Below are 20,159 nucleotides of genomic sequence, written 5' to 3' on the forward strand. Positions count from 1 at the left end.
CCTCACCGGACCTCAACCCTTGACGGCCTCCGCGATCTGCAGGGCGGCCTCGGCGGGCGTGAGGTGCGTGGTGTCGACGACCTCGGCCTCGGCGTGCAGCCACGTGCGGGCCGCCTCGGCGTAGGGCTCGAGGTATTGCAGACGGAACGGGGAGTTGGGACCGAGAATGTCGCCCGCGATGCGTCCGCGGAGGGTGTCCTGGTCGGCGTGGAGGACGAAGTGCCGTACGGGAATGGCGTGTTGGGCCAGGCCCGCGCTGATCTCGCGCCAGTACTGCTCGACCAGGACCGTCATGGGCACCACCAGAGTGCCGCCGGCGTAGTCGAGCACGCGGCGGGCGGTCTCGACGACGAGCGGCCGCCACGGCGGCCAGTGCTGGAAGTTGTCCGCCCCGGGCCCGGGCAGCCCCGGCTTGATGTCCATCAGCGTCTCGCCGACCTTCTCGGCGTCGAACACCCGTGAATCCGGGATCAGTTGCTGCACGAGTCCACTGGTCGTCGTCTTGCCTGCGCCGTGCGTGCCATTGAGCCATACGATCATGGAACCCAACGCTAGCGCCCTGGTTCACGGATGGCCGGATGTCGCCCCTCCGTGACCGGAGTCAACCGCTGATAGTTGAGAATTATTCAGTTACCAATGGTAAGCCCTTGTATTTACGCGGCCCTCACCCGTAGACCTGGCTCCACGAATTGCCATGGCTCTGGGGGGAGTTGGCACATGCAAGGCACGGTTGACGGGTTCCGCTATGGTGCGGTGACCCCGGTGGCGGCCTATCTGATGGCCTGTTTAGGAGGGGCGCTGGGACTGCGCTGCATCGTCCGGTCCCTGATCGACGAAGAGTCCTGGAAGCCCGGTTGGCTTGCGCTCGGCGCCGCGTCCATCGGTTGCGGCATCTGGACGATGCACTTCATCGCCATGCTCGGTTTCCAGGTCGACGAGACCGGGATCCGCTACGACACGGGTCTCACCCTGCTGAGCCTGGCCGTGGCGATCGCCGTGGTCGGCATCGGCGTGTTCATTGTCGGCTACCTGGGCGCCGGCAAGGGCGCGCTGGGCGTCGCGGGCGTGGCGACCGGAATCGGTGTCGCCGTGATGCATTACATCGGCATGGCCGCGGTGGAGGTGAACGGGGACATCCGGTACGACACGTTGACCGTCGGCCTGTCCGTCGCCATCGCCGTCGTCGCCGCGACCGCCGCGCTGTGGGCGGCCGTCACCATCCGGGGCTTCATGGCGAGTCTCGGGGCCAGTCTGGTCATGGGTGTGGCGGTGTCCGGAATGCACTACACGGCGATGGCCGCCGTGAGCGTCCATGTGCACGGTAACGGCAGCGCCGCCTGGGCGGGCGACTCGCCCACCTCACTGCTGCTCCCCATGCTGCTGGGGCCGGCCGTCTTCCTGCTGCTGGCCGGTGTGGTGGTCATGTTCGACCCGCTGCTGGTGCTGGGCGACGGCGAGTGGAGCAAGTCGGCCGTGTCCCCGCGGAATTCCGCGGCCAGGGCGGCAAAAGAGCCCGCGCCGCAGCACACCAGCCCCGTCTTCGGCGAACCGGTCGGCCCCGCCCGACCCCGGCAGGACCAGCACAAAGCCGCCGCACCGCACTGGGCACCGCCGCCCGGCGGCGAGTGGTGATCTGCAGTTCTGCACCAAGGCGCCGTTGGCGGACGCGCCGCGCGGGAAGCCGCGCCCCACGCTCCGCCCTCAGTTCGGCGCTCCAGGCGGCACCCGCGGCAGCGGGTCGAGCCGCACCGAGCGAGGATCGGCCAGGAACCCGCTGATCAGCTCGGCCGCTTCGCGCCTCATCTCCTCGTCGTCCGGCCTGCCCGACTCATGCGACGCACCCAACTGCCGTAGTTCTGCAGCGAGTTGACGCAAGGAACTGCGCAATTCCATGCGAACCTGGGCGTGCAGAGTGTTGTCGTTCAGCACGGTCAGCAGATGGTTGAGAAGCGTCCAATCGGCGGTGTGCTGCACTGCCGTACCACCCGGCACGTCGGCCGGAACCGGGTCGGGGCGGCGCCAGGTGGCGGCCAGGAGCGCGCCGACGACATCTCCCACGCCCGGCACCTCGGGATCCGCGGCATGCTGCCAGGCGACGCGGTTGAGCCGGGCCGGCTCCAGCAGGTGCTCGGTGACCAGGGTGACGCCGGCCCGGACCGCGCTGAACGGGTCGAAGATCCGGCCGGCCTCGGTGTCCAGGTACTGGTCGGTTCGCCCGTAGCGGATGGCGGGTGGGGTGAGGGCACTCAACACCGCTTCGGGCAGGGCGAGTTGCTCGGCGCGCAGGAGTTCCGCCAGCCGGGCCAGGGCCCTGCGCTGGGTGGACGCGTCGGCTGCTTCTGCGCCGGTGCCGTTGTCGCCCGCGAGGCCGTACGCGTAGCGGACTCCGCCGACCAGCCGGGCCACGGCGGTCACCTCGTGCCGGTGCAGGAGGTGCAACAGGGCGGCGCGCTCCTCCAGTTCGCCGGTCTGCCGGTCGGGCGGGAGCACCCCGCGGGAGAAGCCGTCCAGCGCGAGGCGCCGGGCCCGCATCATCGTCTCCAGTGCCTGGAGGGCATGTCCGCCGGTCACCCAGGGCACGGCGTCCGCGTGGGCCGCGTGCGCGCCCTGGGCGTCCTCGTCGGAGATGAAGTGCAGGCCCGCGCGGGCGGCTTCGTCCCGCAGCTGCGCAAGGGCCGTCGGCTCGTCCGCGAACTGCCCGTAGGTGTGGGCGACGAGGAAGTGGTCCCAGGGGCCGAGTCCGCTGCTGTACGCGGCGGAGAGGTCGATGCCGCCGTCGTCGGTGATGCGGAGGCGTGCGTGCGGGTAGTCCATGACGGACGGCTTCGAGTGCGTCGTACTGGCGAAGTTGTGCATGAAGCCGAGCGCATGGCCGATCTCGTGCGCCGCCAGGTGGCGCAGCCGGGCGAGGACCAACTCCTCAACGGCGGCGAGCCGTTCGGTCTCGTCGGGGCGGCCGTAGGGGGCGAGCAGGGCTTCGCCGAGCGCGCGCACCTGCTCGACACGCTGGGAGCCGAGCCGGACCCGGGCGTGCAGGATCTCGCCGGTGCGCGGGTCGGTCAGCCCCTGCCCCAGGGACCAGCCGCGGCCCGCCCTGTGCACCCACACCACGCCGTTGACGCCGGATTCGTACGGGTCGAAGTCGTCGCCGCCGGCCTCGACGCGGTAGGCGCCCGGCAGTCCGGTCGCGGCGAAGGCCTCCTGCCACCAGTTGCCGCCCTCGATCACCGCCGAGCGGAAGGGTTCGGGGATGGCCGGGTCGACCCGGAACACGATCGGGGCGCTGTCCGGGCCGACGCGGAAGCGGGGCTGCACCTTGACCTGAGTGTCGCGCACACCGATGTGGCCGTGGTCGGCGTAACCGATGCCGTAGCCGCCCGAGCCCGGGTGGAAACGGCGTGCGGGCATCGGATCGGCGGGCAGCCGGACGAGGTTCAGCTGCTGGACCAGGGTCAGGGCGCGCGGGTCGGCGGCGACCGAGCGGACGGCCGCGCCCCGGCCCGGGCCGCGGAAGGTGAGGAGTGCGGGCAACCGGGTGCCGGCCGGACCGGTGCGGCTGTCCGCGACGAGAGGGAGGCTGCGTGTCTCGTCGACGGTGTACTCGCCCTGTTCCTTCTCCGCCAGGTGGTCGGCGACACGGTCGTGGTCGGCGAGGACGAGCCCGGTCGCGTCCACGACCGCTGCGCCGTTCTCCTCCCGCAGCACCGGCCCGCTCCACATCACGGACAGCGCGAAGGACTCCTGCCCCGCGCGTACGGCGGCCGGGTCGCCGGAGGTGCGGAAGTGCTTGTTCCGTACGACGAACAGGACCCGGTCGCCGACCCGCTGGAACTCCGCGAGCCGGGCCTTGCCCGCTCTCCCCCGGTCCAGCCACAACTCGCTCGAACCCAGGCCCTGGGAGAGGGAGACGGTGAGGAGGAAGGGCTCTTCGAAGTGGCGGATGCCCAACAGGAGCCGGTCGCGGGGGTGTTCGGGGTCGGGGACGAGGTCGATGAAATCGGCGGGCATGCGGAGCCTTTCGGACGGGTGGTGCTCCCCCGTGATCCTCTCAGGGACGGCCACGGTCCTTGCGGGCACGGCCGGTCCGCCGCGCCGAGCGCGTGCACCCCCTTCCTGTCCTCCGGTTGATCGTTGTTACGGTGCACCGGTGTCTGACTCCTCACGCGATACCGCCGAAGGCGCCGGCTGGGGCGCCGCAGAGCGCGGCGACTACAAGCAGCTGATGCCGCAGCACGTCGAGAAGCTCTCGTGGCTCAACCCGAAGACGTTGTGGTCCGCCCGCAACGGCGTGGTGGCCTCCTGGTTCGGGGACCCCACGGGCCGCACCCGCAGCAGATGGGTGGCACAGCGGGAGGCGGCCGGCGCGCCCGCGGACAAGGTGATCCGGCGCGCGGAGCCGGACCGGTTCTCCTTCATGGTCATCGGCGACACCGGGGAGGGCGACGATCCCCAGTACGCCGTCGTGCCGGGCTTTCTGAAGATCAGTCAGGACACGAGCTTCGCGGTCATCGCCAGCGACGTGATCTACCCGGTCGGCAGCGCGGACGACTACGCCACGAAGTTCTTCCGCCCGTACCAGGACTACCAGGCGCCGATCTACGCGATACCCGGCAACCACGACTGGTACGAGGACCTCGGCGCCTTCATGCGCGTCTTCTGCGCGGACGCCCCGCCCCTCGCCCCCGAGCCCAAGGCGCGCCCCCTGACCGGGGCCTGGTTCCGCTCCCTCCTGTGGCATCGTCCACGCGCGATGGACGGCCAACACCTCGACGATGCACGGAAGTTGCGGTCCGCGCCCGCCCAGCAGGCCGTCCAGCCGGGCCCGTACTGGGCCATCGACGCCGGCCCCGTACGGCTGATCGGCATAGACACCGGTCTGCTCGGCACCATCGACGCCGAACAGGGCGCCTGGCTGCGCGAGGTGTCCAAGGGCCCCCGCCCCAAGGTCCTCATCACGGGCTCGCCCCTGTATGTCGACGGTGAGCACCACCCCTGCACCATCGAGGGCGGCAACGGCACCGTCGACGACATCGTCCGCGACCCCGACCACCACTACGTGGCGGCGATCGGCGGCGACATCCACAACTACCAGCGCTATCCGGTCCAGGTGGACGGCCGCACCATCCAGTACGTCGTCTCGGGCGGCGGCGGGGCGTTCATGCACGCCACCCACACCATCCCTCGTATCGACATCGCGGACGTCACCGAGAAGGACTTCCGCTGCTATCCGCTGCGCGGCGATTCCCTCGCGTTCTACAGCAGGCTCTACGGGCGCCGGCTGCGCCTGGGCCGCCTGTTCACCCTCACCGAGGACGAGGCGATGGCCGTGATCGCCGAGCGGCTCGGCATCCCGCCGACCCGCACACCGGGCGGCCCGGTGCGCGTCACCCGCCGTACCCGCATCGTGGCCGCTCTGCTCGGGGCCGGCGGCCGCCCCGACCGCACCTCGCGCTTCCGCCTCCCCGTCCGCAAGATCTACACGCAGTGGTTCTCGCCGGGTTCGGCGACGTACAGCCCGCCCTTCTTCAAGTGCTTCCTGCGCCTGGACGTCACCCCGGAGGCGATCCGACTGCGCTGCCACGCGGCCACCGGCAACCGCGCTCAGGAGATCGACCCGCCGGTCGAGGACGAGGTGACGATCCCCTTGGCCTGATCACGGGAACACCGCAGGGCGCGACGGAGTTGGCAGTGGCGTATGCGATTGAAACTTCAATGACGGAGGGGTTCATGCCGCCGACCTCACGCCCGCTGCGCAAGCTGGGTTTCCTCACCATCGGCCTGTTCGACGAGGCCGATCCGCGCCGGGGCCACGAGTCCACGCTGGAGATCATCGAGCTGGGCGAGCGGCTCGGCTTCGACAGCGCATGGCTGCGCCACCGTCATCTCCAGTACGGCATCTCGTCCCCCGTCGCCGTCATGGCGGCGGCTTCGCAGCGCACCCGCCGTATCGAGCTCGGCACCGCGGTCATCCCGCTGGGCTGGGAGAACCCGCTGCGGCTGGCCGAGGACCTGGCGACGGTCGACATCCTGTCCGGGGGCCGCATCAACCCGGGTGTCAGCGTCGGCCCGCCGATGCACTACGACCAGGTCAAGGAGGCGCTGTACCCGGACACGGCCGACGCCGAGGACTTCTCCTACGAGCGGGTGCGGCGGCTGCTGGACTTCGTGCGCGGCAAGAGCGCGACGGACTTCAGCGGCATCGAGGGCTTCGAGGTGTTCTCCGACCGGGTGCAGCCGCAGTCCCCCGGTCTGGGCCGCCGGATGTGGTACGGCGGCGGCAGCCTCGGTTCGGCGCGCTGGGCCGGCGAGAACGGCATGAACTTCCTGACCAGCAGCGTCGTCAAGGCGGAGGGAGCGTACCGGGAGACGGACTTCGACTTCGCCGAGATCCAGCTGTCCCTCATCCGCGCCTTCCGCGCCGCCCACCCGGACGGCGACGCTGCCCGCGTCTCGCATGGCCTGGTCGTCATCCCCACCGACTCCGCCACTCCCCAGCAGCGGGCGAAGTACGAGGAGTTCGTGGCCAGGCGCACCCCAAGGACGGCCTCTCCGCAGGGCCCGGCCCGGCTGCTGTTCGCCCCGGACATCGTCGGCACCTCCGAGGAGATCGCCGAACAGCTCCACGCCCATGCCGCGTTCCGCGAGGTGGACGAGGTGGCGTTCGCGCTGCCGTTCACCTTCGAGCACGAGGACTACGTGCAGATCCTCACCGACATGGCGACCGAACTCGGCCCGGCGCTGGGCTGGCAGCCCGCCGCCTGAGGTCACCAGCGCCCGGGCTCGGTCCCCGTGATCGGCTCCGACGGCTTGCCGTCCACCCCGACCGGCACGTCGCCCGTGAGCATCACGCGGTGCATGATCCGGGGGAAGTCGAGGTGGGCGTTGTCGCCGGGAGCGAGGTGGATGGTGGCCCGGTTGTCCCAGAAGGCCACGCTGCCCGGCTCCCAGCGGAACCGCACCGTGTACTCGGGCCGCACCGCCTGCTCCAGCAGCATGTCGAGGAGGGCCTGGCTCTCCGGGCGGGAGACGCCGGCGATCTGTTCCAGGTAGTAGCCGTTGACGAACAGCACCCGCTCCCCCGTCTCCGGATGCACCCGCACCAGCGGGTGCACCGAGGCGACCTGATGGTCCAGCAGGTGCCGCAGATAGGCGTCGTCGCCGGGCCGCGGCTGGTAGCCGACGCCGAGCCGGTGCTCGGCGCGCAGCCCGTCGACGAACTCCCTTACGGGAGCGGACAGTCCGGCGTAAGCGGCCGCCAGGTTCGACCAGGTCGTGTCGCCTCCGTACGGCGGGACGGTCTCGGCGCGCAGGATCGTCGCGGCCGGCGGGTCGATGCGGGCGCCGTGGTCGCAGTGCCAGCCGCGCAGCAGCGTGTGCCGCCGGCGTTGCAGCCACTCGTCGTGCTCCATGCCGAACCGCCCGCCCAGCTCCAGCCGGTCGGCGGTCGTCTCCACCTCGGGGAAGTCCGGCGGCGAGGCGCTGCCCCGCCTGCCGAGCAGGACGGGCTCGCCGAACAGGCGCGCGAACGCCACGTGCCCGGCGTGGTCCAGCTGCTGCCCGCGGAAGAACACCACCTTCCAGCGCAGCACCGCCGCGCGGATCGCGGCGACTACGGCGTCCTCCAGCCCGTCGGCCAGATCGACGCCCGTGATCTCGGCTCCGATGTGCCCGGCGACCGGTTTCACCTCGATCCCCGCGCTCTGTTCAACGCCGGTCACCGTGTCCCGTTCGGTCGTCATGCGCGCTCCGATGGTCGCCCGGACCGGCTCCGCTCGGCCGGTCCCGTATCCGATCTTCGCAGGGACCCGTCCGGTTGATCACAGCTCGCTCCTCCGTGACGCTGGATGTACGGCACCGTCGAGGGAAAGGTCCCACCGTGGTCAGCATCCCCACGCACACGCTCAATGACGGCATGAAGCTCCCCGCCATCGGCCTCGGCACCTATCCGATGAGTGACACGGAGGCTGAACGGTCGGTGTCCGAGGCTCTGGGCCTGGGCTACCGCCTGGTCGACACGGCCACCAACTACAGCAATGAGTCCGGAGTCGGCTTCGGCATCACCCGCAGTGGCGTCCCCCGCGAGGAGGTCGTGGTCACGACGAAGCTCCCGGGCCGCCACCACGGCTATGAGGAGACGCTCGCCTCATTCGAGGACTCCCGCCGCCGGCTCGGCCTGGAGTACGTCGACCTGTACCTGATCCACTGGCCCCTCCCCCGCATCGACAGATACGTCGACTCGTGGCGCGCCATGATCAAGCTCCGGGAGGACGGCCTGGTCCGCTCCATCGGCGTCTCCAATTTCACCGCCGAGCACATCGAGCGGCTGGAGAAGGAGACCGGGGTGCTGCCGTCCGTCAACCAGATCGAGCTGCATCCGTTCTTTCCGCAGGACGAGCTGCGCGCCTTCCACACCGCCAGGGGCATCCTCACCGAGAGCTGGACCCCGCTGGGCCGGAGCAAGGGCCTGCTGGACGATCCCGCGGTTATCGCGGTGGCCGAGGCCTTCGGCGTGACGCCCGGCCAGGTCGTCCTGCGCTGGCACACCCAGCTGGGCACGGTGCCCATCCCGAAGTCGTCGAACCCCGAGCGGCAGCGGGCGAACCTCGACATCTTCGGCTTCGAACTCGGCCCCGCCCAGCTCGACGCGATCAGCGACCGGGTCCATCGGCGCCTCGGCGGAGACCCTGAGATGCACGAGGAGTTCTGAGCCGCCCACGGGATGGCCGACTCACGGCGTTCCGAGGCGGATTGACTCGTTCCGGCCCCAACAGGCCTCCCGGGCCTCTATGTTCACGGCGGTACTCGATCTTCGCCACTTGTCCCTCATCCCTTGTCCCTCATCCCTCGTCCCTCGTCCCGGGAGGCCTTTCCGTATGCGCAACGCGCTCCGTACCGCCGTCGTCGGCGCGGTCGTCACCGGCACCGTCCTGACCTGCGGTTCCGCAGGTGCCACGCCTCCGGGTCCGGGGGTGACCGCCAAGCTGATCAGCAAGACCACGGTCGGGGACACCGACTACGTACTGCGGGAGATCACCGTTCCGCCCGGCCAGAGCACCGGATGGCACTACCACGACGGCCCGCTCTACGGCTACGTCCAGCAGGGCACCCTCAGCCACTACCACTCGGACTGCGCCGAGGACGGCCTGTATCCGAAGGGCAGCACGCTCCGCGAGCCGGCCGGGCCGAGTGAGGTCCACCTCGGGCGCAACGAGGGCGACACCCCGCTCGTCCTCGACGTGCTGTACGTCCTGCCGCACGGCGCGCCGTTCTCGGAGGACGCGCCCAACCCGGGCTGCGACTTCCAGTGATCACACGGGTGGGAGCGTCTGTTCGGCCCAGATGGTCTTGCCCCGGCCCGTCTGCCGACTGCCCCAGCGCTGGGTGAGCTGGGCGACCAGCAGCAGTCCGCGGCCGCCCTCGTCGAAGGCGTGGGCCCGGCGCAGATGCGGTGAGGTGGAACTGCCGTCGGAGACCTCGCAGATGAGGCTGCGGTCGCGGATCAGCCGCAGCTGCACGGGGGGTGCGCCGTACCGGATCGCGTTGGTGACCAGTTCGCTGACGACCAGTTCGGTGACGAAGGCGGCCTCGTCCAGGCCCCAGGCCGTCAGTTGGGCGGTGGCGGCCTGCCGGGCCGCGGCCACGTGCTCCGGGTCCGGGGTGATGTCCCAGGTGGCGACCCGGTCCTCGCCCAGTGCCCGGGTGCGGGCCAGCAGCAGGGCCACGTCGTCACTGGGCTCCTCGGGCAGCACGGCCTTGAGGACCGTGTCGCAGAGGGTATCGAGGGTCTCTGCGGGGGCGGTCAGTGCGCGGCACAGCTCGGCGGTGGCGTGGTCGACGTCGCGGTCGCGGTCCTCGATCAGGCCGTCCGTGTAGAGGGCGACGACGGAGCCCTCGGGCAGTTCCAGTTCCGTCGCCTCGAAGGGCAGACCGCCGACGCCGAGCGGGGGCCCAGCCGTCATGGGGACAAGGCTCGCGGTGCCGTCGGGCCATACGACGGCGGGCGGTGGATGGCCGGCTGCGGCGAGGTCGAGGCGGCGCGAGACGGGGTCGTAGACGGCGTAGAGGCAGGTGGCGCCGAGCTCGGCGGCCTCGTCGTCGGTGTCGTCCGACGCCAGGTGGGTGACCAGGTCGTCGAGGTGGGTGAGGAGTTCGTCCGGCGGCAGGTCCACGTCCGCGAGGGTGCGTACGGCGGTGCAGAGGCGGCCCATGGTCGCCGAGGAGGGGATGCCGTGGCCGACCACGTCGCCGACGACGAGGGCGACGCGGCTGCCGGACAGCGGGATCACGTCGAACCAGTCGCCGCCGAGGCCGGCCGGCGATCCGGAGGGCAGATAGCGGTGGGCCACCTCGACCACGGCCTGTCCAGGCAGCCCTCTGGGCAGCAGGCTGTGCTGCAGGGCCAGTGCGGTGGTGCGTTCGCGAGCGAAGCGGCGGGCATTGTCGATGCAGACGGCGGCGCGGCTGGCGAGTTCCTCGGCGAGGACGGCGTCGTCACCGCCGTAGTCGTCGGGATTGGCGATGCGGACGGCGACCGCGACGCCCAGGGTGGTGCCGCGGGCGCGCAGCGGCACGGCGAGCATCGAGTGGACGCCCTTGCGGTGGCGGCGGCCGGCGGGGGCCCGGGCGTTGCGTTCGGCGACCCACCGCATGAAGTCGGGCTCGCCCGCCTGGCCGAGGACGGCCCGCCCGCTGTGCAGGGCCTTCGCGGGCGGCGAGAACGGTGGGTAGACGTCGGTGTCGCCCACGTGCACGGCGGCCTCGGGTGTGCCCTCGGTGACGGAGACATGGGCGACGCGGCGCAGAACGACGTCGAACTCCGGCAGGGCGGGCTGTTCCTCCGCCCCAAGAGCCCAGTCGAGCAGGTCCACGCTGGCGAAGTCTGCGTAGCGGGGCACCAGGAGTTCGACGAGTTCCTCGGCGGTGCGCACCACGTCCAGGGTGGTGCCGATGGAGGCCGCCGCCTCGTTCAGCAGCGCCAGCCGCTCGCGGGCCCAGTACTGCTCGGTGCTGTCGAACGCCGCCAGGGCGACCGCGTGGATTTCGCCGGAGGCGTCCCGCAAAGGCCACATGTCGGTGGTCCAGGCGTGCTCCCGGTTCAGGGCAGGGGCTCCCGTATAGCTCTCGTACCGGGCCGGTCTGCCCGTCTCGGCGACCTGGCGCAGATGGGCCAGGAAGCCGCGGCTGTGCACGGCGTCCTCCACGGTGTCCGAGAAGAACCGCCCCAGCAGCATCTCCTCCGGCACCCCCATGACCCGGCAGGCCACGTCATTGAGGCGCAGGTAGTGCTGGCGGGTGTCGAAGACCGACATCGACATCGACGCCTGCTGGAAGGCCTGGCCGGCCAGGGTGGAGCGGCGGTGGTCGCCGGAGGGTTCAGCCGTGATCATGTAGCCGCCGGGCGCGCCGCCCCCGGCCAGGACCGCCCATGCCCGCATCGCGAGCGGAACGGCGGAGCCGTCGCGGTGGCGCAGCACGACGGTGCCGGTCAGCGCCGTCACCGCTTCGGACGGCGGGTCCTCGGCCAGCAGGTCCCGTGCCGCGCGGCCCACGGCCTCCTCGGCCGGGTAGCCCGTCAGCTGCCGGGCGCCCTCGCTCCATCCCGTCACGATGCCGCGGGCATCCACGATCGCCGCAGCAGTGGCCTGCTCCATAGGGTTCAGGATGGTGCTTTTGTCCCACTGCTTCAACCGAAACGGAGGGCCGCTCGGGCCCTCCGTCTCGCGGATGTCACTTCTTGTGTGCACGCAGGGCGGTGAGGGCCCGGTCGGCGTGGGTGTTCATCCTCAGTTCGCTGCGGACGATCTCGAGGACGGTGCGGTCCTGGGCTATGACGAAGGTGACCCGTTTGGTGGGGGCCAGGGTGAAGCCGCGCTTCACGCCGAACCGCTCGCGGATCGTGCCGTCCGCGTCGGACAGGAGCGGCATGCCGAGGTTGTGGCGGCCGGTGAACTCCTGCTGCTTGTCGACGGAGTCGCCGCTGATGCCCACGGGCCGGGCGCCGACGGCCGCGAACTCGGCGGCCAGGTCACGGAAGTGGCAGGCCTCCGCGGTGCAGCCCGCGGTGAGGGCGGCGGGATAGAAGAAGAGCACGATCGGTCCGTCGGCGAGCAGCTCGGACAGGGTGCGGCTGGTGCCGGTCTCGTCCGGCAGCTCGAAGTCGTCGATCTTGTCGCCGACGTTCACACGCTCGGTCATCTACCGGCCCTCCCCGTTCTTCGCGACGCTGCGGGCCCACAGCACCAGGGGCAGCTGCAGCGGTAGCCGTCCGATGGCCGCAGCCTTCTGCGGGGTGGGGCGGTGTCGCCAGTCGATGGCCATCTTCACGTTGGCGGGGAACACGCCGACGAAGAACGCGGCGGCGGCGAGGGCCGCGGGCTTGCGGGTGCGGGGCAGCGCGATGCCCGCGGCAAGGGCCAGTTCGGCGGCGCCGCTGGCGTACGTCCATGTCCTGGGCTTGCCCGGCAGGGCCCCCGGGATGGTCTCGTCGAACTTGTGGGGCGAGGCGAAGTGGGCGACACCCGCGGTGGCCAGTAGGCCGGCGAGCAGCAGGGGCGAGCGTTCGGACCGTGGCACGGTTCCTCCTCTGATGACCTGCCGTCGGATGTTACCCGAGGGTAGAGGGGGTTCTTGCGGCGGCCGGTCCGATCCGGAAGCCGGGCCCCGGGTGCGGCAGTTGTGGGCCGCCGGTGGGCACCCGAACGAGCGGCGGAAGAGGTCGACGAAGGCACTCGCGGAGGACCAGCCGCAGTGGTGAGCGGCGATCGTGACGGGTGTGCCGTCGGCCGACATGCGCCGGGCGTGTCAGAGGCGGTAGTGGGTGCGCCAATGCGGGCGGGCGACTGAAGGTGGTGCCCCGGTCGTACGGCGTGACCGTCCCTCCGTCCTTGGGGCGCCGACCGGCCCCACGTCGCTGCGGACCGCGCCGGTCCCCCTGATCGTGCTTCCCGCCCTGGGCCCGCTCCTGCTGTGCGGTCTGCCGGAGCCCGCTGCGGCGGTGCAGCCGACGGGCGTGCGCGTGCGCCCCCGCGCGACGTCGGCCCAAGGGAGGCGTGGGGTCAGGCGGTGCCCGCCGGGGCGATCGTCTGCTCCTGCGCCTCCACCTCGATGGCGGCGGCGAGGAAGTCGTCGACCATCCGGTGGAAGAGGGTGGCCAGCTGCCGCAGCTCCTCCGGCTCCCAGTCGGACAGGGCCACCTGCATGCCCCGCGAACCGGCGTCACGGATGCGGGCGATGGCCTGCTGCCCGGCCTCGGTGAGCTGGATGCGCTGGGCACGGCGGTCGTCGGGGTCGGGGACGCGGGTGACATAGCCGGACTTCTGCAGCTGCTGCACCGTGCGCGTGACGTGGGACGCCTCTACTCCCAGCCGGTTGGCCAGCTCCCCCGGGCGCAGCGGCTCCGAATCGGCGACCTGACGCAGCAGCGCCACGGCCGCGCGGTCCAGCGGCACACCGGCCAGGGCCATCAGCCGGTCGTGCTGCCGGGCACGCGTGCTCAGGTAGGTGATGCGGGTGAGCGCCCGCTCGATCTCGATCACTTCGTCCGAGGCCGGGGTGTCGGGGATTTCGGGGAGCGGTGGAGTGGACATGCGATCCACTTTACCATCTTGTTGCGTAACTCAAGTAATCTACCGCGGGCATCGTCTTCCGGACCCCCGGGTGTCGAGACCGCTCGGGCCGGTCACGGTCACCGGCAGCGGGGCGGTCCCGGGAGCAAGGACACGCTGTGCTGCGACGGCCGTGCAGATGAGCTGCGCCGCGGCGAGGTCGGCCGGGTTCCCCGGATTGACGGAGAGCCGGATGGTCACTCGGCCGTCGCGGGACGTCGCCTTCACCGGGTCCGAGGAGCGGGCGGCCTCCGGATGCTCCTGGGTGGGGGTGTCCGTGGGAAAGAGGGACGTGGCCGGCACGAACGCCACCGGCGGCATCAGTGTGCTCAGGCCCTCGGCCTGTTCCGCCGGGGTCGGCCCCTTGAGCAGTACCCGTACGGCCGACTCGAGATCGACCGGCCCGGCAATCCGGCGATCCACGCCGCGCAGGGCACCGTCGGCCACGAAGTACACCCGTATCGTCGGCACGACCCCGCTCGCCGGTCCGCCCGCCTCCACCACGCCGGTCGTGGGAATGCCGCAGGAGGCGAGCGCACCCAGTGCGGGAAGCCAGGTCAGCCAGGCACATCGGCGTCCGGTTCTCATGATCTGCCCTCTCGTGCCGATGCGCCGCCGTCGGCCGCCGGCTGCGACAACTGCTCGTTGTGCAGCGGAAGTTCGACGGTGAAGACGGCACCGCCCTCCGGCCGGTTCGCGGCGCGCACGGTGCCGCCGTGCACGCGGACGTTCTCCGCGGTGATCGCCAGCCCCAGGCCGCTGCCCTCGGTCCGGGTGCGGGCGGCGTCCGACTTGTAGAAGCGCTCGAAGACATGGGGCAGCACGCTGTCGGGGATTCCGGGCCCGCTGTCCAGCACTTCGATGACCGCCAGGCGCTCCGGTCCGGACCGTCCTGTCCCGGTGAGGCGGAGGAGGACCGGGCGGGCGCCGTGCCGGAGGGCGTTGCCGACCAGGTTCGCCACGACGACGTCGAGGCGTCGGGGGTCGACCCGCCCGCGCAGTGCATCGGGTGGCGGCAACTCGGTGTCGACCACGTCGGTCCAGGCGCGGGCGGCGAGCGTGCGCCGCAGCGATTCGGCGAGGTCGATCTCATCCAGGTGCAGCACTGCCGCGCCCGCGTCGAAGCGGGAGATCTCCATCAGGTCGTCCACCAGGCGAGCCAGCTTCACGGTCTCCTGACTGATCAGCCGGACCGCGGTGGCGGTGTCCGGGTCGAGACGGGCGGCGTCCTCGTCGAGGACGTCGGTGACGGCCGACATGGCGGCCAGCGGGGTGCGCAGTTCGTGCGAGACGTCCGCGGCGAACCGGCGGGCCCGGGCCTCCATGCCGCGCAGTTCGGCCACCGACTCCTCCAGGGCGGCGGCCGTCTCGTTGAACGTGTGGGACAGATCGGCGAGTTCGTCGGAGCCGTTGACGGCGAGCCGGGTGTCCAGCCGTCCCTCGGCGATGCTGCGGGTGGCAGTGCGCAGCGCCCGCACCGGCCGCAGCACCCCGCGCGCGGCGAGCAGGGCCAGCAGCACGGCCAGCACCAGAGCGGGCACGGTGGCCCGCTCGACGGCGCGGACCAGGGCGTCGACGTACGACCGTTCCTTCGTCTGCGGCACGATCAGGAAGGCCTGCAGGCCCGAGTCGCCCACGCCTGAGACGAAGGTGACCGACATGCCGACGACGAGCGCGGTGTGGTCGCCGCTGTTCACCCGCTGGAAGACGGTGGCCAGCCTGGTGTCCACCGCCTTGCGCAGGGCTTGCGTGAGTTCCTCGAAGCGGTCGCCGGGTACGGACGTCGCGCTCAGGTCGCCGTAGGTGGCCATGACGCGCCAGGTCCCGGACGGGTCGGCTGCGGCCATGTCGGCCGCGAACCGCCGCAGTTCGGCCTCGTCCGGCGGCGCGAGGAGGCCGGGGGCGAGCCGGTTCGCCTGGGCGCGCAGCTGCGTGATCACCGTGTCCTGGCTCTGCTGGAGCACGGCCGTGCGTGCCTCGCGGAAGCTCAGGGCGCCGGTGGTCGTCGCGGTGAGCGCGGCCACGAGCGCGAAGGCCACGACCAACCGGGTGCGCAGGCCGCGCAGTTGGGGGACCCTGACGCGCTGTGCGAGCAGCTCTCGCGCCCGGGCCTTCGGTGCGGGTGTCACAAGGAGGCGAACCGGTAGCCGAAGCCGCGCACGGTCTCGATGTAGCGGGACTCGCCCATCTTGGCGCGCAGCCGTTTGACGCAGGCGTCCACCAGGCGTGCGTCCGCGTGATAGCTGTGTTCCCAGACCGCCTCCAGGAGTTGCTGCCGGCTGAACACCTGGCCGGGCGAGGCGGACAGGGTCAGCAGAAGCCGCAGTTCGGAGGCGGCGAGCGCGACGGGCATGCCCCGCAGGGTGACCGAGAAGCCGGCCCGGTCGACGGTCAGGTCCCCGTAGGTGTCGAGTTTCGGTATGCCGCCGTCGGCGGGTGTCGCGGCGGCCCGGCGCAGCACGGCACGGATGCGTGCCTCCAGCACCCGGGCCTGCACGGGCTTGACCACGTAGTCGTCTGCTCCGGCCTCCAGCCCTACGACGATGTCCTCGTCGTCGCCCCGCGCGGTGGCCATGATGATCGGCAGCGTCTGGTCGAGGCCGCGCAGCGCGCGGCACACGTCCAGGCCCGGCATGCCGGGCAGCATCAGGTCCAGCACCGCGACGTCCGGCCGGAAGGAAGTCACCCGCGCCAGCCCCTCCTCCCCCGTCACGGCGGTGACGACCTCGTGCTTCTGGCGGCGCAGGGCCAGGGCGACGCCCTCCCGCACGGCGCGGTCGTCCTCGATCAGCAGTACTCGTGGCATGGGCTCAGTATCGGCACGACCCGGGGCCGGCCGGGGCTCTGTTACCGGATGATCACATGGGCCGAGAACCGCCAGGGCGTTATCTTTTCGTGATCGTTCGGGCCAGATCCCATCACATCGCGATCACAACCTGAACAACCATGACCGCGCACAAAGCAACTCGCTCGCCCAGTCGCCGTCGTCGAGGTGGTGCCACCCATGCCGTCGCCCGTCGGCCGAGGACGAAACTGTGGGGAGGTCTGGTTGCGCTGACCATCCTGAGCGTCACCGGATTCGCGGCCGTCGGCTGGGCCTCCGCCGACGGGCACGGCGCCCAGGCCCGGCCCGACGAGCACGCGAAGGAGAGCTCGGGGCCCATGCGTCCATCCCGCAACACGACGCCCGCGCCCAGCCCGTCCCGCAGCGCCTCCACCCCGCCCGCCCCGAAGATCCCGGCCACGGGACCGGGCACATACACCACCGCGCCCGGCGGAAGCGGCAAGGTCGGGACCGGCACGGCACTGCGCTATCGGGTCGAGGTCGAGGACGGCATCGACCTGTCCACCGCCTCCGTTGCCAAGGAGGTGGAGCGCATACTTGCCGACCCGCGAGGCTGGACGGCCGACGGCCACTCGGCGTTCCAGCGGGTCTCCAGCGGGCCCACCGACTTCGTCGTACGGGTCGCGACCCCGGGGACCGTGGACAGGACGTGCGCCGAGGGGGGTCTGGACACCGAGGGCAGGTACAACTGCAGCGTCGGCCACAAAGTCATGGCCAACCTCGAACGCTGGCTGCTCGCCACCCCCGTCTACGCCAAGGACGTGACCGCCTACCACGCGCTGATCATCAACCACGAGGTCGGTCACTTCCTCGGCCACGGCCATGTCGGCTGCCCGGGCCCGGGACGGCCGGCCCCCGCGATGATGCAGCAGATCAAGGGCATGCACGGCTGCGTGCCCAACGTATGGCCGTACGACGAGCGGGGCCGGTACATCACCGGCCCCGCCGCCCCTTGAGCTTCAGCCCCGTGTCGCGGTCACCTCGGTGAGCACGGCCTGGCCCCAGGCGGCCCGGGCCGCTATCGCCTGCCGCCACAGCCGGATGGCCTTGGGCGGCATGCCCACCGCAAGCGCGCCGCTCACCCGCTCGCCGGTGCGGTACGCGGCCACGAACCTGCCCTCGGCCAAGTCCCCGTCGACGACGGCGACTTCGTCGTGCCCGCGGAGATAGCCGTAGGCCTGGACCTTCATGTCGTACTGGTCGGACCAGAAGTACGGCACCGGGGCGAACGGCTTGCGGGCGTCGGGGCGCAGCAGGTTGCGGGCGGCGGCCATGCCCTGTTCGGCGGCGTTGGTGCGGTGCTCGATCCGCATCGAGGTGCCGAACAGGGGGTTGTGCCAGCGGGCGACGTCGCCGGCCGCGTACACGTTGCGGGCCGCCTCGCAGTACTCGTCGCAGACCACGCCGTCGCCGACGGCCAGCCCACTGCCCTCCAGCCACTCGGTGTTGGGCTGAGAGCCGACGGCGACCAACACCTCGTCGCCCTCGACGAGTTCGCCGTCCGCGAGCCGCACCCCGTCCTCCGTCACCTCGCTCACGGTGACCCCGCAGCGCAGGTCCACGCCCCGCTCGACATGGGCGCGGGTGAGCAGCGCGCCGACCTCGGCGCCGACGGCGTGGGCCAGCGGCACGGGCGCCGGTTCGAGGAGGGTGACCTTGGCGCCGAGCCGCCAGGCCACGGCGGCGGCCTCGGCCCCGAGGAAACCGGCGCCCACCACGACCAGGCGCAGCCCCGGCCCGAGCCGGTCCCGCAGCATGAGTGCGTCGTCGAGGGTGCGCAGCACGTGCGCGCCCTCACCGGGCAGCCGGCGCGGACGTACGCCGGTGGCCACGATCAGCCCGTCGTACGGCACTTCGGTGCCGTCGGCCAACTGCACTGTGTGCTCGGCGAGTTGGAGGCCGGTGGCCGCCACTCCGAGGCGCAGGTCCAGGTCGAGTGCGGCCAGGTCGGCGGGCGGGCGCAGAGCCAGCCGCTCGGGCTGCCATTCCGCGGCCAGCACCTGCTTGGAGAGCGGCGGGCGGTCGTACGGGGCCTGGGGCTCGTCGCCCACAAGGGTGAGGGTGCCGTCGTAGCCCTCTCGGCGGAGCGTCTCGGCCGCCGCGAGTCCGGCGGCCGAGGCGCCCACCACTGCGATCCGCTTCACTTCTCGACCAGACGGATCGCAGCGGCCGGGCAGACCGCGATGGCTTCCTTGACGTCGTCGAGGAGTTCGGGCGCGGGCTGGTCGTCCAGCAGGATCGCGATGCCGTCGTCGTCCTGGTCGAAGACGTCCATCGCGGCGAGCACGCACTGCCCCGAGGCGACGCACTTGTCGGCTTCGAGTTCCACCTTCATGTCGATCCCCTTCATCATGTGTGGTTCGTGGTGTGTGGTTCTTGTTCGTTTGCGGGAGTGTTCGAGGCGGGAACCGTCACCAGGCGACGGGCAGTTCGTGCACGCCGTAGATGAATGCGTCGTGCTTGAACTTGACGTCCTGGAGGTCGCAGGCGAGCTTGAGCGTCGGGATGCGCCTGTAGAGGGTGCCGTAGACGACCTGGAGTTCCATCCGGGCCAGCGGCTGGCCCAGGCACTGGTGGACGCCGAAACCGAAGGCGACATGCCGGCGGGCGTCGCGGGTGATGTCGAGCCGGTCGGGGTCGGGGAAGACCTCGGGGTCACGGTTGGCGATCTCGTTGACCATGATGACGCCCTCGCCGGCCTTGATGACCTGCCCGGCGATCTCGATGTCCTCGGTGACCGCGCGGCGCCGCCCCAGGTGGGTGATGTTCAGGTAGCGCAGCAGTTCCTCGACGGTGGAGGCGACGAGTTGTGGATCGTCGGTCTTGCGGAGCAGGGCGAGTTGGCCGGGGTTCTCCAGGAGGGCGAGGGTGCCCAGCGCGATCATGTTGGCGGTGGTCTCGTGGCCCGCGATCAGCAGGAGGAGCGCCATTTCCGTCGCCTGCTGGTGGTCGATCTCACCCGCCGTGATGCGTGCGGCGATGCTCGACAACAGGTCGTCCTTCGGTTCGGCGAGGCGCCGGCCGATGAGGCCGGCCAGATACCCGGCCACCTCCCGGCTCGCCCGTCCGCGCTGCTCGGGGGTGGCGTCGCGGTGGACCATGGTCTTGGTGTTGTCCTGGAAGAAGGCGTGGTCGTCGTAGGGCACGCCGAGCAGTTCGCAGATCACCAGCGAGGGGATCGGGAGGGCGAACGCCTCGACGAGGTCCACCGGCTGCGGACCGGCCAGCATGTCGTCGATCAGACCGTCCACGATTCGCTGCACGGCGGGCCGCAGGGCCTCCACCTTCTTGATGGCGAACGGCGCCGTCACCATCCGGCGCAGCCGGGCGTGTTCGGGGTCGTCCATCATGATGAAGCTGAGCTTGCCGTCCCCGGCCCCGGGCGAGGCCTTGGTCGGGTAGCCCGGCCGGTCGGTGTCGGCGCTGACCCGGGGGTCGCCGAGCACGGCCCGCTGCTCGGCGTAACGGGTCACGAGCCAGGGCTCGCTGCCGTCCCACAGCCGTACCTTCGTGAGCGGTGCTTCTCCCTGCAGGCCCTTGAGGGCGGGCGGCGGGTCGAAGGGGCATCGGCCCGCCCGGGGCATCGGGAACTCCGGGACGGCGTCCGGCACTTCGGGCGCGGGTCCGGCCAGTGTGTCGGCCATGGCTCTCCTCGGTGGTGGGGGGCTCCGATCGGGGCGGAGCGCCGGGGTGAAGTGGTCGAGGCCTCG

General features: G+C 71.4%; 19 protein-coding genes. 6 read left to right on the forward strand and 13 right to left on the reverse strand.

Going from position 1 to position 20,159, the window contains the following annotated elements:
- Positions 1 to 12 precede the first annotated feature (12 nt).
- Complete coding sequence (locus tag P2Q00_RS03905; RefSeq protein ID WP_275769570.1) at positions 13 to 540, reverse strand: AAA family ATPase; 528 nt, start codon at positions 538 to 540, stop codon at positions 13 to 15.
- A gap of 177 nt (positions 541 to 717) precedes the next feature.
- On the opposite strand from P2Q00_RS03905, the gene P2Q00_RS03910 reads away from it, so the two are divergent.
- Complete coding sequence (locus tag P2Q00_RS03910; protein ID WP_275769573.1) at positions 718 to 1,632, forward strand: MHYT domain-containing protein; 915 nt, start codon at positions 718 to 720, stop codon at positions 1,630 to 1,632.
- Between the two features lie 69 nt (positions 1,633 to 1,701).
- Here P2Q00_RS03910 and P2Q00_RS03915 read toward each other — a convergent pair whose 3' ends face one another.
- Positions 1,702 to 4,008, reverse strand: a complete 2,307-nt coding sequence (locus tag P2Q00_RS03915; RefSeq protein ID WP_275769575.1) for a zinc-dependent metalloprotease — start codon at positions 4,006 to 4,008, stop codon at positions 1,702 to 1,704.
- Between the two features lie 139 nt (positions 4,009 to 4,147).
- Between P2Q00_RS03915 and P2Q00_RS03920 the strand changes: the two genes are divergently transcribed.
- Both P2Q00_RS03920 and P2Q00_RS03925 read left to right on the forward strand, forming a co-directional pair.
- On the forward strand, positions 4,148 to 5,653 hold the full coding sequence (locus P2Q00_RS03920) for a metallophosphoesterase family protein (protein ID WP_275769578.1): 1,506 nt from the start codon (positions 4,148 to 4,150) through the stop codon (positions 5,651 to 5,653).
- Between the two features lie 74 nt (positions 5,654 to 5,727).
- Complete coding sequence (locus tag P2Q00_RS03925) at positions 5,728 to 6,762, forward strand: LLM class flavin-dependent oxidoreductase (protein ID WP_275769581.1); 1,035 nt, start codon at positions 5,728 to 5,730, stop codon at positions 6,760 to 6,762.
- Between the two features lie 2 nt (positions 6,763 to 6,764).
- Here P2Q00_RS03925 and P2Q00_RS03930 read toward each other — a convergent pair whose 3' ends face one another.
- Entirely contained in the window at positions 6,765 to 7,739 is a 975-nt protein-coding gene (locus P2Q00_RS03930) for a TauD/TfdA dioxygenase family protein (RefSeq protein WP_275769583.1), read from the reverse strand.
- Positions 7,740 to 7,876: 137 nt separating this feature from the next.
- Between P2Q00_RS03930 and P2Q00_RS03935 the strand changes: the two genes are divergently transcribed.
- Positions 7,877 to 8,707 carry an aldo/keto reductase gene (locus P2Q00_RS03935; protein ID WP_275769586.1) on the forward strand — a complete coding sequence of 277 codons (831 nt, stop codon included), beginning with the start codon at positions 7,877 to 7,879 and terminating at the stop codon, positions 8,705 to 8,707.
- Between the two features lie 166 nt (positions 8,708 to 8,873).
- Positions 8,874 to 9,308, forward strand: a complete 435-nt coding sequence (locus P2Q00_RS03940) for a cupin domain-containing protein (RefSeq protein WP_275769588.1) — start codon at positions 8,874 to 8,876, stop codon at positions 9,306 to 9,308.
- Here the strand turns inward: P2Q00_RS03940 and P2Q00_RS03945 are convergent, their stop codons facing one another.
- The 7 genes from P2Q00_RS03945 to P2Q00_RS03980 form a co-directional block, all read right to left on the reverse strand.
- Complete coding sequence (locus P2Q00_RS03945) at positions 9,309 to 11,651, reverse strand: ATP-binding SpoIIE family protein phosphatase (protein WP_275769590.1); 2,343 nt, start codon at positions 11,649 to 11,651, stop codon at positions 9,309 to 9,311.
- Positions 11,652 to 11,727: 76 nt separating this feature from the next.
- Positions 11,728 to 12,195 carry a peroxiredoxin gene (locus P2Q00_RS03950; protein WP_275769592.1) on the reverse strand — a complete coding sequence of 156 codons (468 nt, stop codon included), beginning with the start codon at positions 12,193 to 12,195 and terminating at the stop codon, positions 11,728 to 11,730.
- Positions 12,196 to 12,573 (reverse strand): DoxX family protein, encoded by a 378-nt coding sequence (locus P2Q00_RS03955; RefSeq protein ID WP_275770717.1) that lies wholly within the window; start codon positions 12,571 to 12,573, stop codon positions 12,196 to 12,198.
- A 482-nt stretch (positions 12,574 to 13,055) separates the two neighbouring features.
- Positions 13,056 to 13,586, reverse strand: coding sequence for a MarR family winged helix-turn-helix transcriptional regulator (locus P2Q00_RS03965; protein ID WP_275769595.1), 531 nt, complete (start codon positions 13,584 to 13,586; stop codon positions 13,056 to 13,058).
- A 39-nt stretch (positions 13,587 to 13,625) separates the two neighbouring features.
- Positions 13,626 to 14,192: a hypothetical protein gene (locus P2Q00_RS03970; RefSeq protein WP_275769597.1), complete on the reverse strand. Its 567-nt coding sequence runs from the start codon at positions 14,190 to 14,192 to the stop codon at positions 13,626 to 13,628.
- Entirely contained in the window at positions 14,189 to 15,700 is a 1,512-nt protein-coding gene (locus tag P2Q00_RS03975) for a sensor histidine kinase (RefSeq protein WP_275770718.1), read from the reverse strand. The genes P2Q00_RS03970 and P2Q00_RS03975 overlap by 4 nt, the downstream gene beginning before the upstream one ends.
- Before the next feature lie 29 nt (positions 15,701 to 15,729).
- Complete coding sequence (locus P2Q00_RS03980) at positions 15,730 to 16,410, reverse strand: response regulator transcription factor (protein ID WP_275769599.1); 681 nt, start codon at positions 16,408 to 16,410, stop codon at positions 15,730 to 15,732.
- 140 nt (positions 16,411 to 16,550) lie between these two features.
- Here P2Q00_RS03980 and P2Q00_RS03985 point away from each other — a divergent pair, with 140 nt between their 5' ends.
- Entirely contained in the window at positions 16,551 to 17,405 is an 855-nt protein-coding gene (locus tag P2Q00_RS03985) for a DUF3152 domain-containing protein (protein WP_275769601.1), read from the forward strand.
- Positions 17,406 to 17,408: 3 nt separating this feature from the next.
- On the opposite strand, the gene P2Q00_RS03990 is transcribed toward P2Q00_RS03985, so the two are convergent.
- The 3 genes from P2Q00_RS03990 to P2Q00_RS04000 form a co-directional block, all read right to left on the reverse strand.
- Positions 17,409 to 18,593: an NAD(P)/FAD-dependent oxidoreductase gene (locus P2Q00_RS03990; RefSeq protein ID WP_275769603.1), complete on the reverse strand. Its 1,185-nt coding sequence runs from the start codon at positions 18,591 to 18,593 to the stop codon at positions 17,409 to 17,411.
- On the reverse strand, positions 18,590 to 18,784 hold the full coding sequence (locus P2Q00_RS03995; protein WP_275770719.1) for a ferredoxin: 195 nt from the start codon (positions 18,782 to 18,784) through the stop codon (positions 18,590 to 18,592). The genes P2Q00_RS03990 and P2Q00_RS03995 overlap by 4 nt, the downstream gene beginning before the upstream one ends.
- A gap of 76 nt (positions 18,785 to 18,860) precedes the next feature.
- The gene (locus P2Q00_RS04000) at positions 18,861 to 20,093 is read right to left on the reverse strand and encodes a cytochrome P450 (protein ID WP_275769606.1); all 1,233 of its coding nucleotides are present in this window, start codon (positions 20,091 to 20,093) and stop codon (positions 18,861 to 18,863) included.
- Positions 20,094 to 20,159: the final 66 nt, after the last annotated feature.

It is taken from the genome of Streptomyces coacervatus, assembly GCF_029223485.1.
Taxonomy (GTDB): domain Bacteria; phylum Actinomycetota; class Actinomycetes; order Streptomycetales; family Streptomycetaceae; genus Streptomyces; species Streptomyces coacervatus.

What these genes read in the sequence shown, in the direction of transcription:
- P2Q00_RS04000 (WP_275769606.1), bottom strand. Translation starts at nt 20,093, where the DNA reads ATGGCCGACACACTGGCCGGACCCGCGCCCGAAGTGCCGGACGCCGTC.
- P2Q00_RS03930 (WP_275769583.1), bottom strand. Translation starts at nt 7,739, where the DNA reads ATGACGACCGAACGGGACACGGTGACCGGCGTTGAACAGAGCGCGGGG.
- P2Q00_RS03980 (WP_275769599.1), bottom strand. Translation starts at nt 16,410, where the DNA reads ATGCCACGAGTACTGCTGATCGAGGACGACCGCGCCGTGCGGGAGGGC.
- P2Q00_RS03945 (WP_275769590.1), bottom strand. Translation starts at nt 11,651, where the DNA reads ATGGAGCAGGCCACTGCTGCGGCGATCGTGGATGCCCGCGGCATCGTG.
- P2Q00_RS03995 (WP_275770719.1), bottom strand. Translation starts at nt 18,784, where the DNA reads ATGAAGGTGGAACTCGAAGCCGACAAGTGCGTCGCCTCGGGGCAGTGC.
- P2Q00_RS03925 (WP_275769581.1), top strand. Translation starts at nt 5,728, where the DNA reads ATGCCGCCGACCTCACGCCCGCTGCGCAAGCTGGGTTTCCTCACCATC.
- P2Q00_RS03965 (WP_275769595.1), bottom strand. Translation starts at nt 13,586, where the DNA reads ATGTCCACTCCACCGCTCCCCGAAATCCCCGACACCCCGGCCTCGGAC.
- P2Q00_RS03940 (WP_275769588.1), top strand. Translation starts at nt 8,874, where the DNA reads ATGCGCAACGCGCTCCGTACCGCCGTCGTCGGCGCGGTCGTCACCGGC.
- P2Q00_RS03905 (WP_275769570.1), bottom strand. Translation starts at nt 540, where the DNA reads ATGATCGTATGGCTCAATGGCACGCACGGCGCAGGCAAGACGACGACC.
- P2Q00_RS03950 (WP_275769592.1), bottom strand. Translation starts at nt 12,195, where the DNA reads ATGACCGAGCGTGTGAACGTCGGCGACAAGATCGACGACTTCGAGCTG.
- P2Q00_RS03910 (WP_275769573.1), top strand. Translation starts at nt 718, where the DNA reads ATGCAAGGCACGGTTGACGGGTTCCGCTATGGTGCGGTGACCCCGGTG.
- P2Q00_RS03915 (WP_275769575.1), bottom strand. Translation starts at nt 4,008, where the DNA reads ATGCCCGCCGATTTCATCGACCTCGTCCCCGACCCCGAACACCCCCGC.
- P2Q00_RS03985 (WP_275769601.1), top strand. Translation starts at nt 16,551, where the DNA reads ATGACCGCGCACAAAGCAACTCGCTCGCCCAGTCGCCGTCGTCGAGGT.
- P2Q00_RS03970 (WP_275769597.1), bottom strand. Translation starts at nt 14,192, where the DNA reads ATGAGAACCGGACGCCGATGTGCCTGGCTGACCTGGCTTCCCGCACTG.